The organism is Mycobacterium sp. SMC-8 (genome assembly GCF_025263565.1).
Taxonomy (GTDB): domain Bacteria; phylum Actinomycetota; class Actinomycetes; order Mycobacteriales; family Mycobacteriaceae; genus Mycobacterium.
In genome coordinates this window covers 3,387,818-3,403,569 of sequence record NZ_CP079865.1, presented here as the reverse complement: position 1 = coordinate 3,403,569, position 15,752 = coordinate 3,387,818, and the positions used below count along the sequence as shown (strand labels likewise).

The 15,752-nt window shown below is 67.5% G+C and carries 15 protein-coding genes and 1 riboswitch; of the genes, 7 read left to right on the top strand and 8 right to left on the bottom strand.

Translation table 11 applies throughout. The features are described 5' to 3' along the window. Position 1: 1 nt before the first annotated feature. The 4 genes from KXD97_RS16490 to KXD97_RS16475 form a co-directional block, all read right to left on the bottom strand. Positions 2-190, bottom strand: a complete 189-nt coding sequence (locus KXD97_RS16490) for a ferredoxin (protein WP_260751105.1) — start codon at positions 188-190, stop codon at positions 2-4. A gap of 13 nt (positions 191-203) precedes the next feature. Further along, on the bottom strand, positions 204-1,406 hold the full coding sequence (locus KXD97_RS16485; RefSeq protein WP_260751104.1) for a cytochrome P450: 1,203 nt from the start codon (positions 1,404-1,406) through the stop codon (positions 204-206). 109 nt (positions 1,407-1,515) lie between these two features. Then, positions 1,516-2,268, bottom strand: a complete 753-nt coding sequence (locus KXD97_RS16480) for a hypothetical protein (protein ID WP_260751103.1) — start codon at positions 2,266-2,268, stop codon at positions 1,516-1,518. After that, positions 2,265-3,005, bottom strand: a complete 741-nt coding sequence (locus tag KXD97_RS16475) for a FadR/GntR family transcriptional regulator (RefSeq protein WP_260751102.1) — start codon at positions 3,003-3,005, stop codon at positions 2,265-2,267. Before KXD97_RS16475 ends, KXD97_RS16480 begins: the two co-directional genes overlap by 4 nt. A 156-nt stretch (positions 3,006-3,161) precedes the next feature. Here KXD97_RS16475 and KXD97_RS16470 point away from each other — a divergent pair, with 156 nt between their 5' ends. Further along, a complete protein-coding gene (locus tag KXD97_RS16470; RefSeq protein WP_260751101.1) occupies positions 3,162-4,679 on the top strand; it encodes an APC family permease in 1,518 nt (505 codons plus the stop codon). 14 nt (positions 4,680-4,693) lie between these two features. Next, positions 4,694-6,055, top strand: coding sequence for an aldehyde dehydrogenase family protein (locus KXD97_RS16465; protein ID WP_260751100.1), 1,362 nt, complete (start codon positions 4,694-4,696; stop codon positions 6,053-6,055). A 52-nt stretch (positions 6,056-6,107) separates the two neighbouring features. On the opposite strand, the gene hpnE is transcribed toward KXD97_RS16465, so the two are convergent. Next, positions 6,108-7,478, bottom strand: coding sequence for a hydroxysqualene dehydroxylase HpnE (gene hpnE, locus KXD97_RS16460; RefSeq protein WP_260751099.1), 1,371 nt, complete (start codon positions 7,476-7,478; stop codon positions 6,108-6,110). Between the two features lie 89 nt (positions 7,479-7,567). Between hpnE and KXD97_RS16455 the strand changes: the two genes are divergently transcribed. Continuing rightward, positions 7,568-8,593: an alcohol dehydrogenase catalytic domain-containing protein gene (locus tag KXD97_RS16455; protein WP_260751098.1), complete on the top strand. Its 1,026-nt coding sequence runs from the start codon at positions 7,568-7,570 to the stop codon at positions 8,591-8,593. On the opposite strand, the gene KXD97_RS16450 is transcribed toward KXD97_RS16455, so the two are convergent. Next, a complete protein-coding gene (locus tag KXD97_RS16450; protein ID WP_260751097.1) occupies positions 8,583-8,945 on the bottom strand; it encodes a DUF4345 domain-containing protein in 363 nt (120 codons plus the stop codon). The two genes, KXD97_RS16455 and KXD97_RS16450, sit on opposite strands and share 11 nt — an antisense overlap. 34 nt (positions 8,946-8,979) lie before the next feature. Here KXD97_RS16450 and KXD97_RS16445 point away from each other — a divergent pair, with 34 nt between their 5' ends. Further along, positions 8,980-9,765, top strand: a complete 786-nt coding sequence (locus KXD97_RS16445) for an AraC family transcriptional regulator (RefSeq protein WP_260751095.1) — start codon at positions 8,980-8,982, stop codon at positions 9,763-9,765. 32 nt (positions 9,766-9,797) lie between these two features. Here KXD97_RS16445 and KXD97_RS16440 read toward each other — a convergent pair whose 3' ends face one another. Next, positions 9,798-11,111 carry a PE-PPE domain-containing protein gene (locus KXD97_RS16440; RefSeq protein WP_260751094.1) on the bottom strand — a complete coding sequence of 438 codons (1,314 nt, stop codon included), beginning with the start codon at positions 11,109-11,111 and terminating at the stop codon, positions 9,798-9,800. A gap of 618 nt (positions 11,112-11,729) precedes the next feature. After that, positions 11,730-11,850: riboswitch (cobalamin riboswitch) on the top strand. A 187-nt stretch (positions 11,851-12,037) separates the two neighbouring features. Here KXD97_RS16440 and KXD97_RS16435 point away from each other — a divergent pair. From KXD97_RS16435 to KXD97_RS16425, 3 genes are all read left to right on the top strand, one after another. Continuing rightward, on the top strand, positions 12,038-12,904 hold the full coding sequence (locus tag KXD97_RS16435; RefSeq protein ID WP_260751093.1) for an ABC transporter substrate-binding protein: 867 nt from the start codon (positions 12,038-12,040) through the stop codon (positions 12,902-12,904). 74 nt (positions 12,905-12,978) lie between these two features. Beyond that, positions 12,979-14,001 (top strand): iron ABC transporter permease, encoded by a 1,023-nt coding sequence (locus KXD97_RS16430; protein WP_260758005.1) that lies wholly within the window; start codon positions 12,979-12,981, stop codon positions 13,999-14,001. Further along, a complete protein-coding gene (locus KXD97_RS16425; protein WP_260751092.1) occupies positions 13,998-14,801 on the top strand; it encodes an ABC transporter ATP-binding protein in 804 nt (267 codons plus the stop codon). Before KXD97_RS16430 ends, KXD97_RS16425 begins: the two co-directional genes overlap by 4 nt. Before the next feature lie 149 nt (positions 14,802-14,950). Here KXD97_RS16425 and KXD97_RS16420 read toward each other — a convergent pair whose 3' ends face one another. After that, the gene (locus KXD97_RS16420; protein ID WP_260751091.1) at positions 14,951-15,601 is read right to left on the bottom strand and encodes an MspA family porin; all 651 of its coding nucleotides are present in this window, start codon (positions 15,599-15,601) and stop codon (positions 14,951-14,953) included. Between the last annotated feature and the right edge of the window lie 151 nt (positions 15,602-15,752).

The window sequence follows — 15,752 nt, the reverse complement described above, 5'->3', positions numbered from 1 at the left end:
CTCATTCCTTGATGGAGATGGCTTGCGCGGGGCAGACATCGGCGGCGTCTTCGACGTAGCTGCGCTGTGAATCGTCGGGATTTCCCTCGTATTCCAGGTTTCCGTCGTCGTTGAGCCAGAAGACCGCAGGTGCGGCGATGGCGCACTGGCCGTGGTCCTGACACTTGGCGAGATCTACGGTGACGTGCATTTCGGCGTTCCTTTCAGTGGGCGGGCGTGAAGCCGATGGGCAGCGTGATCGGACCGGTGTTGCCCGAGTCGGGCAACCAGGTCGCGCCGGGCAGTTCGTGCGGGTCGAGCAACCGGCGGGCCAGCAGCGGCAACGCCTCGCTCATGTCGGACCGGGCGACGAAATGTCCGAGGCAATGGTGGGCCCCACCTCCGAACCCGAAGTGCGGCTTGCGTTCTGCGGTGATATCGAAACCCGGTTCGAACACGCGGGGGTCGGTGCCGGCAGACTCACTGTAGAGGTGCACGGTGGTGCCTGCAGTCAGCGTGACGCCTTCGTATTCTAAGTCTTCCAGCACCTCGCGGGTGACCCATCGCACCGTCGGGTTGACCCGCATGACCTCCTCGACGGCCTTGCCGCCGAGATCGGGCCGTGCGGCCAGCAGTCGCCACTGGTCGGGGTGGGCCATGAAGGTCTGCATCGCCAGGCCGAGCTGATTCCTGGTGGTGTCGAAGCCACCGAAGATCAACAGCACCATGGCATCTCGCAGCTCGGTGTCACTGAGCCGGCCGTCCTCGGGCCGCGATGCATTGACCAGCGTGGTGACGAAGTCGTCGCGCGGGTTGACCCTCCGGTCGGCGATGAGCCCGTCGCAGTACTCGTAGAGCGTGCTCAGCGCGGCCTCGATCCTGGGCAGATCCTCGCGGATCGTGACCCCGAGAGCCAGGCCGATCGTGGCCGATTCGGTGGAGATGACCTTCCACTCACCCTCGGGGATGCCCAGCATGATCGCAATGACCCGGGCCGCATAGGGCTCGGCGAACTCACTGACGAACTCACAGCGATCGGGTTCGGCGAAACCGTCGATGAGTTCGGTGGCCAGCGCCTGGAAGCGCGGCACCAGGTTACCGATCAGCTTGTTGGAGAACGCGGGATTCATCAGGCGGCGCAGCCGGTGGTGCTCGTCGCCCTCCTTGTTGAGGATCCAGCTGGCGAACCAGTCCGCGAACGGCCCTTCGGTCACACCGTTGTGGGCCGGCCACGCAGCGCTGCCCTGCCGCAGCTTGGGATGCTTGAGCAGCCGGTTGACCTGCTCGTAGCGGAGCACCGCGAGACCGTATTCGGTGGTGGCGTACCAGCTGCGCTCCCGGGCGGCATGCACCTCGTCCGAGGTGATCGAAAACGCCGGATCGGACACCTCGAAGCTGGGAACGGAATTCAGAGTGGTCGACGTCATCAGTGCTACCTCCGCGAGTGCGACCGAATGGTCACTAAATACTCTAGAAGTAGATGCTTAATGTCAACGGGTTGACGAAGGTTTCTCGTTAAAAGTCGGTAACGCGGCGTTAAGCCTGCGAATCGGGCCCCGCGGCATCCGTTTCGGGCCACCCGATGGCGACGACCCAACCCGTCCCGAGTGGCATTTCCGCGACCTGGCGGAACCCTGCAGGATCCGCCGTCGTGCCGGCCACGGGCATCGCCGGCAACCGGGATCCGACCAACCAGCGAGACGTGTTGGCGGCGATGACGCGGCGCTCGGCGTTGACGACGACCGCGTCCTCATCGGTCTGGCGCAGCACCTCCACCAGTTTGCGCTCCACCTCGCCGACCACCAGATCGGCGCCCGCGACTCCGAGGAAAGTTCCGTCGGCGACAACAGGAATCGTGGCGGTGATCGTGTACATGTCGGATCCGCTGTAGTCGACGTAAGGCCCGTACGCGACGCGCGCCTGCCCTCGCTTGGCCAGCTGATACCAATCCATCTGCAGATAGTCGTAGACGTCGATGCTCGTCGGGTCGAAGTTGAGCCGCAGCCGTGCCACCCGGTCGTTGTTGCGTTGCCACCACGCCAGATAGCGCTCCAAACCGTCGACGACGAACGGTGCGGCGATGAACCCCATGCCCCACACGGCGAACTCGTCGCGCAATCGTTCGGCGAGGCGGCGCTGCAAGCCGCTGAAATGCGCCTCGGTGAGGGCGGCGCGCGGCGGGCGGCTCCGCACCACCTCGTCGGCGATCTCCCCGAGCATCTCGTACAGCGGCTCCAACGACCGCGATGCGTCCTCGGCCAGGCGGCGGGCCAGCGATGTCGAGGTCATGACCCTTCCCCCGTGGCGGTGAGGTCGAGGTTCACCTGGGTCAGCCGGGCGAGCTGACCCATCACATGGGCCTCGGCCAACCTGCGCGCTTCCTCGGCATTCTCGGCGGCCACCGCCGCGGCGATGGCGTGCTGCTCCTCGACGTGGGCGGCGACGTCGATCTGCTGCCCGACCGGCAGCCACACCAACCCGGCCGCCTCGGCCTGCAGGTTGGCCTCCCGTCGCGCCAACCGTGAGGACTGCGAGGCGATCGCGACCTGAATATGGAAACGACTGTCGGCACGGATGCGGTCGCCCAGGGTGGCCGCGGCGCCGAGCTGGTCGGTCAGCGCGAACAGCCGGCGCACCGCATAGGGCGCCGCGCGTTCTGCCGCGAGCCGGGCCGCCTGCCCGGATATCGCGGTGTGCTCGTCGAACAGATCCCGGATGTCCGAGGCGCTCATGGCCGCCAGCCGCGCCGTCAGCTTGTCCACCGGAGGCCCCGCCGGGCGCCGCACGAAGGATCCGCCGCTGCGCCCACGGCGGGTCTCGACCAGCTCCTGTTCACGCAGTGTCGCCAGGGCCTCTCGCACGGTCATCGGCGCCACCCCGAACTGGGCGGCCAGGTCGACCTCCACCGGAAGTCGTTCACCGTCGTCGAGCAGCCCTAGGTGGATGGCTTCGGTGATCCGCTGGACGATCTCGTCGGCACGGCCCACCGGCGCCTCGGCGGCAACGAGCGGCGACAACGACGACACCGGCGCTCCTTTCCCGCACATCCGGTAGGTCCGACGACGGAAACCTACCCGATTTTCGACAAATTCTTCCGTTCCTGTTGCCGGTTAAACAATAGGACTGTAGTTTTTCGCTCACTTGGATTCCTGCATACCCAACTCCCGGCAGAAAGCAGGCTCATGTCCACCACTCATCCGACTTCCGACGCCCGCGGCAACGATGCCGAGGGCTACTACGAGTTCCACGACGGGAGCGACGCTGCACACCTGCACGCGCTCGGCTACAAATCGGAGTTCAAACGGGACATGAGCCCGTGGGCGAACTTCTCACTCGGCTTCACCTACCTGTCCCCCGTCGTCGGCATCTACACCTTGTTCGCGTTCGCACTGGCCACCGGTGGCCCGCCGATGATCTGGAGTCTGCTGATCGTCGGAGTCGGGCAGCTGCTCGTCGCCCTGGTGTTCTCCGAGATCGTGGCGCAGTACCCGGTGGCCGGCGGGGTCTATCCCTGGGCACGACGCCTGTGGGGACGACGATATGCATGGATGACCGGCTGGGTGTACCTGGCGGCCCTTCTGGTCACCATCGCGTCGGTGACCTACGGCGCCGGGCCGTTCATCGCCGCCGCGTTCGGCATCGAAGCGACGGTGAACAACGTCATCGTGTTCTCGCTGCTGCTGCTCGCGCTGGCCACCGTGATCAACTTCATGGGTACGAAAGTGCTTGCCAAAGCGGCGATCATCGGATTCAGCGCCGAGATCATCGGGGCCCTCGTGGTCGGGGGGTGGCTGCTGATCGCGCACCGTGAACACAACATCGGGATCATTTTCGACAGCTTCGGCGCCGGTGGCGACGGCAACTACATGTGGGCGTTCGCCGCTGCCGCGTTGATCGGCCTGTACCAGTACTACGGCTTCGAGGCGTGCGGTGACGTGGCCGAGGAGGTGCCCGACCCGGGCCGGTTGATCCCGAAGGCGATGCGCCGCACCATCTATATCGGCGGAGCTGCAGCAACTTTCGTGTGCTTGGCGCTGGTCCTGTCGGTGGCCGACATCCCTGCCGTGATCGCCGGCGAGGACACCGATCCTGTCAGCACGGTGCTCACCGAAGCCTTCGGCCCGGTCGGCTCCAAGATCATCCTGGTGATCGTGCTGCTGTCGTTCCTGTCGTGCGCGATGAGCCTGCAGGCCGCCGCGAGCCGGCTCGCGTACTCGTACGGGCGCGACGAGATGATCATGGGAAGTTCTCTTCTGAAGAAGTTCTCGCCCACGCGCCACGTCCCGCCGTACGCGTTGTTGCTGGCTGCTGCGGTGCCTGCGCTGATCATCCTCGGATCCAAGTTCTCCACCGATGCGATCACCAAGATCATCAGCTTTGCCGCTCTGGGCATCTACATCGGCTTCCAGATGGTCGTCCTCGCCGCGCTGCGGGCCCGCCTGAAAGGCTGGGTGCCCAGCGGGAAGTACACCCTGGGCAAGTGGGGTGTGCCGGTCAACATCGCCGCGTTGGTCTACGGAGTGATCGCGATGGTCAACATGGCCTGGCCCCGCACCCCGGACGCCCCCTGGTACGACAACTGGATCGTGCCGCTGTCGGCCGCAGTCGTCATCGGAATCGGATTGATTTACATGACGATTCACCCGTTACACGGCAAGAGCACGGCACCGTACGCCGACGCCATCCCCACCAAGAAATAGGAGAAGGACTCCCCGTGACCGTCACGCAGCCGCCGTACCGGACACTGAACCCCGCCACCGGTGAAGTGCTGGCGACGTTCGACACCACGACCGACGCCGAGGTCGCCGCGGCGCTCACCGCGGCCGACCAGGCCTACCGGATATGGGGCGAGGAGCCGTTGCAGGTCCGGCTGGAGGTGGTGCGCAACGTCGGACGGCTGCTGCGGGAGCGCGCGACAGATCTGGGCGAGCTGGCACGCCTGGAGATGGGCAAGAAACTCGACGAGGGCACCGGTGAGGTGGAGTTCTCCGCGTCCATCTTCGAGTTCTACGCCGATCAGGGTGCGGCACTGCTGGCCGACCAGCCCATCCCGACCTTCTCGGGAGGCACCGCAATGGTCCGGCGCCGTCCGGTCGGTGTGCTGTTGGGGGTGATGCCGTGGAACTTCCCCGTCTACCAGGTGGCCCGCTTCGCCGCACCGAATCTGCTGTTGGGCAACACGCTTCTGCTCAAGCACGCCGAATCGGTTCCTCAGTGCGCGTTGGCGATCGCCGAATTGCTGCGTGACGCCGGCGTACCCGCCGGGGTGTACACCAACCTGTTCGCGACGTTCGATCAGGTCGAGGCGATCATCGGAGACGATCGCGTGCAGGGCGTCTCGGTGACCGGATCCGAGCGTGCCGGCGCCGCCGTCGCCGCCACCGCCGGACGGGCACTGAAGAAATGCCTGCTGGAGCTCGGTGGTTCCGACCCGTTCATCGTCCTCGACGGCGATGCAGGCGAACTGGCGCGCACCGCTTGGGATTTCCGCACCTACAATATGGGACAGGCCTGTAACTCCAACAAGCGCATGATCGTCCTCGACGACGTCTACGACGATTTTGTCGCCGAATTGACCTCGCTGGCAGCCGGCCTCACATCGACCGAGATTGCTCCGCTGTCCTCACGGGCGGCGGCGGAAACCGTCGCCGCTCAGGTCGCCGACGCCGTCGACAAAGGCGCCACGCTGCACGCCGGTGGTGTGCTCGGCCAGGCACCCACGGCGTTCTACACCCCTGCTGTGCTGACGGGCGTCACCCCCGACATGCGGGCCTACACGGAGGAGCTGTTCGGCCCGGTGGCGGTCATCTACCGCGTTCGTGACGACGACGAGGCCGTCGCGCTCGCGAACTCCTCCGCGTTCGGTCTCGGGGCGTCGGTGTTCAGTACCGATGTCGGCCGCGCCGAGAAGGTCGCCCGACGGCTCGAAGCCGGAATGGTCAACGTCAACACCCCGGCCGGGGAAGGGCCCGACATTCCGTTCGGCGGCGTCAAGCGTTCCGGCTTCGGACGTGAGCTGGGCGCACTGGGCATCGACGAGTTCGTCAACAAGCAGGTCTACGTGATCGCCGACTGACGCCTGAGTGCCCCGGGTGTCGGCGCCGCCTTCCGCTCCGGTGCCGGCGCCCCTAGATTCCTGGGCCGCCGAGCTGGTCATGCAGGAGATCGACGGCGCGTGCCGCGCTCTGGGCCGCGCCCTCCATCGTGGTGGGCCAGTCGTTGTGCGTCCAGTCCCCCGCCAGCACGAGATTCGGCAGCGCTGTGCGGTTTGTCGGCCGGATGGTGGACATCCCCACCCGCGACGAGAAAGTGGCCTTCGGCCACGGGACGACGGTCACGTCGAGCACGTCCGCCTCGCGGGCGGCCGGATAACTGCTCCGCAGCGCCCCGACGAGACGCTCGGCGACGTCGGCCTTCTTCAACCCCATCAACTCGTACGCGGCGCACGTGGTCAGCCCGTACAGATGGTTGCCGTCGGCGCGCGGCCCGTGCATCTTGTCCCGGTCGAACACCCATCCGATATCGCTGTCCAGCAGTGACTCCCACGGAGCCACCGTGCCCAGCGGCCGGTCCAGCAGCACATAGGTGCTCATGATCGGGATCGGCTCGAGCTTCTTTGCCGCCAGCCGCGCCTCCTCCGCATCCGGCACCTCGTCGAGCAGGGACCGCAGGTTCCACGACGGGACCGCGAGGATCACCGCGTCGGCGGTCACGGTGCCGCCGCCGGACAACCGCACGCCGGTCGCCACTCCCCCGCCGGTCGTCACCGCCGCGACGCGGGCACGGAGGCGGACATCGACGCCACGCTCGGCCATCACGCGCTGCGCTCCTCGCAGATAGAGCGTGTCCAGGTCGACCGTCGGATAGCCGATCCGCACGGCACCGGTGCCCGACCGACGTACCCGGTCGGACCCGGTACGCAGCAGCGCGGCGAAGGCGTGCGCCGACGCCAGGTGCGGAAGCTCGTTGAGCAGCCCGATCACCATGGAATTCAGCAGGATCCGGCGGACTTCGCCGGGGAAGCCCAACCGGTCGAACCACGCGTCGACGGTGATGTCGTCCAGCGAATCGTCGAACCGCAGGACATCGCGGACCAGGCGGGCCCAGGCCGGGGCCGCCCGCAGCAGCATCGCCATACTCAAGCCCCGCACCCGGCCGAGCATCAGGCGCCGCAGGTGCGCCACCCGCAGTCCGAACACCTCCGCATGACCGTCCGGATACCGCACGCCGAACTCGTCCGGGAACTGCAGAAGACCCTGCGCACCAATGGATTCCAGGTAGCGAAAGATGTTCTCGTAGGAGCCGGTCAGCACGTGCTGACCGTTCTCCACCGCATCCCCGTGGCCGGAGGTCAAGCCGATGGTCCGACCGCCCAGTGAGCCGTTGCCCTCCAACAGCGTGACCCGGTAGCCCCTCTCGGTCAGCCACACCGTGGACGCCAGCCCCGCCAGGCCGCCGCCCACGACCACGACGTGCTTGCGTGCGGAGGTGGTCGTCATGACGGTGATCGCAAAGGTCTTGCCGGCGGCGCCACGGCGGGTTACGTTACCCGACGTTGCGTATTTCGACGACGAGGAGACGGATCGGCATGCGTGCGGTGGTCGTCGACAGCAAGGGCACGGTGCACGTCGCCACCCGACCCGATCCGCCGCTGCCCGGCCCCGACGGCGCACTGGTCGAGGTGACCGCGACGGCCATCTGCGGCTCGGATCTGCATTTCCTGGAAGGGCATTACCCGATCGGCGATCCGGTGTCCATCGGGCACGAGGCGGTCGGGGTGGTCGTCGACACCGGACCCGCCGTCGCGAATTTCCGCCCCGGCGACCGGGTGCTGGTGTCATCGGTCGCTGGATGCGGCCGCTGTGCGGGGTGCCGGACGCTGGACCCGGTGGCGTGCGTGCAGGGTCCGCAGATCTTCGGGTCCGGCCTTCTCGGTGGAGCGCAGGCCGACCTGATGGCGGTACCGGCGGCGGACTTTCAGCTGCTCACGATCCCGGACGGGATCGACACCGAACAGGCGCTGCTGCTGACCGACAATCTGGCCACCGGATGGGCAGCCGCCAAACGCGCCGACATCCCGGTCGGCGGCACAGTGGTGGTGATCGGCGCGGGAGCGGTCGGTCAGTGCGCGCTGCGCAGCGCCTATGCGCTGGGTGCGGCAACGGTTTTCGTCGTGGACCCGGTTGCCGCCCGCCGGGACCGCGCCGCCGCGGCCGGGGCACGTGCGCTCGCTTCGCCTGCCGCTGCGGCGGTCCTGGAAGCCACCGCCGGATTGGGCGCCGATTCGGTGATCGACGCGGTCGGCACGGACACGTCGATCGACGACGCCCTGGCGTGCGTGCGCACCGGCGGCACGGTGTCGATCGTCGGGGTGCACGATCTGCAGCCGTATCCCCTGTCCGCACTGGCATGTCTGCTGCGCAGCCTCACGATCCGGCTGACCACCGCCCCGGTCCAGCAGACCTGGCCGGAACTGATCCCGTTGCTGCAGGCCGGCAGGCTCAGCATCGACGGGATCTTCACCGGCACAATGCCGCTGGCCGACGCCGCCCGGGCATACGAAGCGGCGTTCGCCCGGTCGGCCGAACACCTCAAGATCCAGCTCATCCCATGACGGCGAACAACCCCGCCGCGGCGAGGGTCTCGACGAAGAAGTAGAACCAGTTGGGGTAGAACGGGGTTCGGCCGTCCAGGGCGGACACCAGCCGCCCCGCCGCCATCCCCGCCAGTGCGGCAGCCACGGTGACGAGCACACCCGATCGCAGATCCGGTGTGGTGATCGCGACGATGAGCACCGCCGCGATCGCCAGACCGAATCCGCCGTACACCGCCCGCACCTCAGAGCGCGCCGCGCCCGATCCCAGCGCCACGCCGAACAGCGCGACCACCCGGGCCGGAGCGACGAGAGCGAGGACACCCATCCCTGCGAAGAACACCGCGGCGCCGGCCATGACCGTGATCGTCACGCTAACCTCCCATGCACTGGCTCAGGAGGACACCATGACAGCTGTCACGGCCGCGTCGCTTCCACAAACCTGCTATCCGGCGGTGTGGTTGTGGCCCGGGCAGGTGCTCTACGCCGGCCCCGCGCTGAACCTCGAGCCGCACTCGGGATCGGTGTGGTGCCTGGCGGTCGGTGTGGACGGCGCCGTCACCGTGACCGCCGACGGGCACCGGGTGGCGGCGCGCAGCGTGCTCATCCCACCCCGGCTGGTGCACCATCTCGACACGCACGGCGGGCGACTGGTGTCCTGCTACCTCGATCCGTCCTCAGGCCGCGCATCAGCGTGTGGCGACAGATGTCGCAGCACCACTGCCGCGCTCATGTCCGACCACGCTGACGAGGACGCGTTGAGGCAGATGCCCGAGGACGACGAATCCGCGCGACGCTGGCTTGATCTCGCGGCGCCGGCCTCACCGGCTGCGCCCGATCCGCGCATCGCCGAGACGATCCGGCGCATCGCTGCCGATCCCTGCGGCGGCCTGTCCTCGGGCCGACTCGCCGCAGCCATAGGCCTGTCCGAATCGCGGTTCCTGCATCTGTTCCGCCACCAGGCCGGCACCAGCCTGCGCCGCTACCGCATGTGGATGCGACTGCTGCGGGCAGGCGAGGCGGTGAGCGCCGGCAAGAGCCTGACCGATGCGGCCGCGGACGCGGGCTTCGCAAGCCCGTCCCATCTTTCGGACCGGTTCAAGTCCACCTTCGGCCTCACCGCGACCGACCTGTTGAGCAGCGGTGCCGTGCTGCGCGTCCTCCCCGACATACCACGAAGCCCCGGCGGGTAGCCGGGGCTTCGGGTCTGCGGAGTCCGGGGAGGTTACTCCGAGTCTGAGGAGTCCGACGATCCGGAACCGGATTCATCCGACGAGGAATCCGACGAGGCCTCCGTGGAGTCCCTGTCCTGATCCGCGTCGGCCGACTGCGAGGTGTCGGCGTCTTCCTGTGCTGCCGCGTCGGTCTCGTCCTCGACCGCGGCATCCCCATCGACGGTGCCGGTGACGTCGGCGTCGGTTTCGGCGACATCGGCGTCGTCGCCGTCGCGGACCACAGCCTCGCCGACCGTGTCCTCAACCACCTCGTCACCAACCGGCGCAGCGGCGCCCGACTCGGCCTGCGCGTCGCTGTCCGCGACCGCAGTGGTGACGGCCTCGACGGCCTTCTCCTCCACCTGGGGCTCGGCGACCGGTTCGGCGATCACCGCGGGAGCGGCGACCGGTTCGGCGACCGCTGCGGGAGCGGCGACGAACGTGCGCAACGCGGTGGCGCGGACGTCATTGCGGCTGTACGCCTTGTCGATCTTGGCCTTGAGCTCGGCTTCGCGAGCTGCCAGGCTCGGGAACATCTGCACCAGAGGCAGTTTCGCGGTCGGGACCAGATAGTTGGTGGTGGTGCCGCCCTTGGAGTTGACGTCCACGGTGATGTTCTCCGCAGGAACCTTGGACAGGTCGGCGAACATCATCGGAACATGCACGTAGATTCCACCGGCGATCGCGTTCAGCACCGCGAGCCCGTTCCACCAGCGATCCGGGAAGTCCGCCATACCGTCGTACTCGCCGGTGACCACGACGATGTCGTACTCGGTCTCGGGCGCCGGGCGGTAGGTGTAGTCGAAGCTCTTGTTGTACCGCGTCTGGTTGATCAGCTTCTGGCGGCTGGAATCGGCCACCAGGACGAAGGTGATCTGGTTCTTGTCGGGCGCCTCGGCGTCAGCGGCCAGTTGGCGGAGCACCTCGTTGACCACCAGGGAGCCGGCCGACAGCCCGACGACGGTGACCTTCTCGTCGTTGATGTAGTTGCCCTGGCCGTCCTTGGCGAGACGGTCGAGCGCCGCGTCGATCTGGGCATTGAGGTTGTTGACGCCGATGTTGATCGACGCACCGAGCGTGAGATCGTTCTTACCGGTGTACGGCGCCGCCTCGGCCGGCCAGTTCACACTCACACGCTGCTGATCTTTCAGTGCCCCCCCGAGCAACTGACTCATGACCGCGTCGTGCATCGACGACGTCGCGATACCGCCGATGACAAGAGCCGAGCTGGCGCCCCAGGCAGACGTGGCGGTGATGGCCGCCAACGCCAGCGAAGCAAACGCGGTGCCGCACGCTACAGATGCTTTGCGCACACCGATTTTCATGGAAACTCCCCGTTTGATGCAGTGATTCTGACTCGCCGATCCGGCGACGAGGAAAAGCATAAGGAGAGTTATATGTCCGCAGCCAGCAAAATCTTGACATTTCTAATGGTTGCAGCTGTAGCGAACGGTGTCGGCTTCGCCATGAACCCACTTGTCGGATCAAAGCCTCCGCGAGGGTGCCTACCTCTCGCAGCGCTACAACGATCTGAACAGGATATATGTCGCGCTTTCAACGCAATCTGACCGAACGAACCGCCCACCACCGCACCGTGAAAGTTGTCTCTGACCCTAAGAAGCTAATAAAAGTTAACGTCCCAAAGAATGCTTCTCAGCACACTCCAAGGCAACATCTTTCACTCCAGTAACGCGCCGGGTCGATGGGCCTCGCACGCCCGACGTCGGGACCGGTCGAGTCGGCCGGGCTGTGAAGTCGCGGAGCTCACACAGCAAACCGCTGGCAGTGTCGCCAACGCCGCGCCAGAACCGAGTTGCAGCAGGCCGTCGGCCGGGTCGTCCGCCGGGGAGATGCGCGTCCGGCGAATGGGGTGCCGGGGGAGTTCGACCGGCGTCGGCTATGGTCAGCGTGGCCGGTCGGCCCGACCGGCCCCGACGAGCAGGCAGGAAGCCGGTGTGAATCCGGCACGGTCCCGCCACTGTGACCGGGGAGCGAACCCCAGCTCGACCACGGCCGGCAGGCTGGAAGGTCGGGGTGCGCGCTGATCCGGGAGTCAGGATACTGCTCTCGCCGGCCCTCTCACTGGGACGTGGAGATCCCGGATGGAGCCGATGCAGTGCATTACCTTGTCCCCTCGCGGCGGCGCGGGTTGATCGTCTCGTGTGCCGTCCTTGTCATCGCAGCGTCGGCGGGCGGATGCGCATCCCCGCCGTCGCAGTCACCAGAAATGCTGCGGCATAACGGTTTCCCGGTGACCATCGACAATTGCGGTCAGCAGGTCATCGTCGCGGCGCCGCCGGAGCGCGCGGTCGGGTATTTCCAGCATCCGGCTGAGCTGATGCTCGCACTCGGCCTGCGGGACTCGATCGCCGCGACGGTCTACCCGGACAATCCCCCGCTGCCCCGCCATGATGAGGCGTACCGGTCGATTCCCGAACTTTCCGGCAAGGACGCGTCATTGGAGCAGATCCTCTCGGTGGCACCCGATTTCGTCTACGGCGGGTATGCCAGCGCCTTCGACGACGCGGCCGGGCGCTCCCGGCAGGCGTTCACCGACGCGGGGGTGAGTACCTATCTGAACCCGGAATACTGTGCTACCAAACCGATCACGATGGACGATGTGTACGCCGAAGTCCACACCATCGGGCGGATCTTCGGAGTGGAGGAGCGTGCCGGCGGACTCGTCGGCGAGATGCGGTCCAGCGTCGCGGCCACTCAGGAGCGGATCACCGGCGCCGAACCACTCACGGCGTTCGTGTACGACAGCGGTGAGGACGCGGCGTTCACCGCCGGCCGCAGGGGAATCGGCGATCAGATCATCACCCTCGCGGGTGCGAGCAACATCTTCGCCGACCTGGACGACACCTTCGCCGACGTGTCGTGGGAGCAGGTGCTTCAGCGCGATCCCGACGTGATCGTCATCTACGACTATCACGGCACCCCATCGGTGGAGCAGAAGAAGCGGTTCCTCACCAGCAAGCCCGAATTGGCTGCGGTGACCGCGATCCGGGAGGACCGCTTCGCCGTGCTGACCCTGCAGGACGCTGTGCTCGGAGTGCGAGCGCCGTTCGCGGTCGAGGCGCTGGCCCGCCAGCTGCATCCGGACCGGTTCCGGTGAGCACACCCACAGCGCTCGAGGACGGGACGAACGCGCCGCCGCGCGGGAGTCCGCGCCGTCCGCCGTATCCGCTCGTGCTGGCCGGGCTGTGCCTGCTACTCGTCGGCGCGGTCACCGCCGGCTTGGCGATCGGCTCGATCGCCATCCCTCCCGCCGATGTCGTCCGCAGTGTCGCGGCGACCGTGTTCCCCTCCGCGGCGGATACCGACGTGCCCGCGCACGTTCACACGGTGGTCACCCAGGTGCGCGCTCCAAGGGTGTTGCTGGGCGCGGTGGTCGGGGCCGGCCTAGCGGTGGTCGGGATGACGCTGCAGGCGCTTGTCCGCAATCCGCTGGCCGAGCCGTTCCTGCTGGGTGTGTCCTCGGGCGCGTCGGTGGGCGCGGTGGCGGTCATCGTCTCCGGCATCGGTGTCCTCGGCTGGCTGTCTCCATCGCTCGCCGCGTTCGCCGGATCGCTGGCCGCACTCGGCCTGGTCTACGGATTGTCCGGCGGCGCAGGGCAGATCACCACCACGCGGCTGATCCTCGCCGGCGTTGCGGTGTCCTACGCGCTGTCGGCGGTCACCAGTTTGATGCTTTTGACCGCCGACAGCGGCGACCGCGCCCGGCAGGTGCTCACCTGGTTGCTCGGCGGGTTGGGCAGCGCACGATGGGACACGCTGTGGCTGCCGCTGGCCGTGGTGGCAGCCGGCGTGATCCTGCTGCTGGCCCAGGCCCGGACCCTCAACGTGCTGCTGGCCGGAGAGGCCGCCGCGGCCACCATGGGCGTCGACACGCAACGCTTCCGGGCCCGGATGTTCGTTCTGACGTCGTTGGCGACCGGGGTGCTGGTCGCCGCCAGCGGTCCGATCGGATTTGTCGGGCTCATGCTCCCGCACGCGGTGCGACTGGTGGTCGGCAGCGACCACCGCCACGCGCTGCCTGCCGCCGCGCTGGCCGGGGCCGGCTTTCTGGTGCTGGCCGACATCGCCGCTCGCACTCTGGCCGCGCCGCAGGAGATCCCGGTCGGCGTCCTGACGGCCCTGTGCGGCGGCCCGTTCTTTCTCTGGCTGCTGTGGCGGGACGCGCGCCGCCGCGTCGCGGCGGTGCCCCGGTGAACTCGGCACGGGTCGAGATCGGCGCGCTCTGCGTCGACCGCGGCGGGCGTCGCGTCCTCAATGGTGTCGATGTGACCGCCCCACCGGGCACCGTCGTCGGTGTGGTGGGCCCCAACGGCTGCGGGAAGTCGACGCTGCTGCGCGCGCTGCTGGGCATCCTGCGACCGTCGTCGGGTTCGGTCACCGTGGACGGCGCCGACGTGGCGTCGATGACTCCACGGCAGCGGGCGCGCACGACGGCCGCCGTGCTGCAGGACGAAACCGGTGACTTCGACCTGCTGGTGCGCGATGTGGTCGCTATGGGCCGGGCGCCGCACAAGCGGATGTTCCAGGGCGACAACACTTCCGACGAGGCCGTCATCGCCGAGGCACTGGCGCTCGTCGACGCCTCGGCCCTGACCGACCGGAGCTTCGCGCTGCTGTCCGGCGGTGAGCGTCAACGCGTCCTGGTGGCACGTGCGCTGGCTCAGCGACCGCGGCTGCTGGTGATGGACGAACCGACCAATCACCTCGACGTCCGGCACCAATTCGACGTGCTGGCACTACCAGCCCGCCTCGGTGTGACGGCGGTGGTCGCCCTGCACGATCTCAACCTGGCCGCCCATTACTGCGACCATGTCGTGGTGCTGCGGAACGGAGCGCCGGTGTGCACGGGTCCGCCCGAAACCGTGCTCACCGCAACGCTGATCGCCGACGTGTGGGGCATCTCGGCCAGCGTCGGCTCGCACCCGCGGACCGGCCGTCCGCACGTCGCCTTCGATCCTTCACAATCGGCGGAGCAGCTCTTCACGGCGCCGTGACGAGACGATCCCACGCCATCGGCCGATTGACTTGCGGGGGCCTCGCCTCCCTCGCTGACCGCGATCGCCTTGAGGCCGGGAGCGGGCCCGTCTGAAACCGAAAGTGGCCCCCCGGACTCGCGCCGGAGGGCCACCTGTCGTGGAACCTGTCAGTTCATGTTCCAGGGCTCGCCGTAGGTGGTGACGCTGTCACCGGTCGACGAAATCAGGCGGGCGAACGGACGCAGCAGCACACCACCGGCAGCACCGGTCACCGTGCCGTGCGCGTTGGACACCGCCACCGAACCGCCCGGCCCGGCCACGTCCACCGAGAAGGTCGCGACCTCCTGGATACCCGGGCCGTTGCCCAGATCCGCCGAGATCGACACGCCCGGGAACAGCGGCGGGGTCACGATGCTGTCGCCGAAGCCCAAGAACGGGTCGTCTACCTGCGGGCCGAAGCCGAAGCCGTCGTAGGCGATGTTCGGGGTGGTGTAGCTGAAGTTGATGCCCACACCCAGCGACCACGGGAAGCCGACCTGGTAACCCAGCTCCAGCGTGCCCTCGAAGTCATCGGCGCCCTCGCCGGCCACGATGTAGGTCGCCTTGCCCGAGTGGAACCACTCCCGGGTCAGGCGGTTGCGGTCCAACGGAAACACGCCGTTGAGGAACGTGTCCCACTGCTGGATCGTCAACGTCCGGCCCTGACCGTCGACCAGGCTCAGCTCGTTGTCCAGCCCTGCGTGCGAAGTGCCAGTGCTCACGAACAACGCCGCGATGGACGCGACCATCGCGATCAGCACCCGACTGATTACCTTCATGATCGTCCTAAGGAAGTCGACGGCCGCCCGATGGGCGACCGTTGAGAGTTCATGCCTGGCTGACGGAGCGGCTTCTTGACTCCGGACCCGGTGTACCCAGAGATGTCCCTGGCTACGCCGAGTGTCTTATGCGGCTTTAAGCCGGACCTAA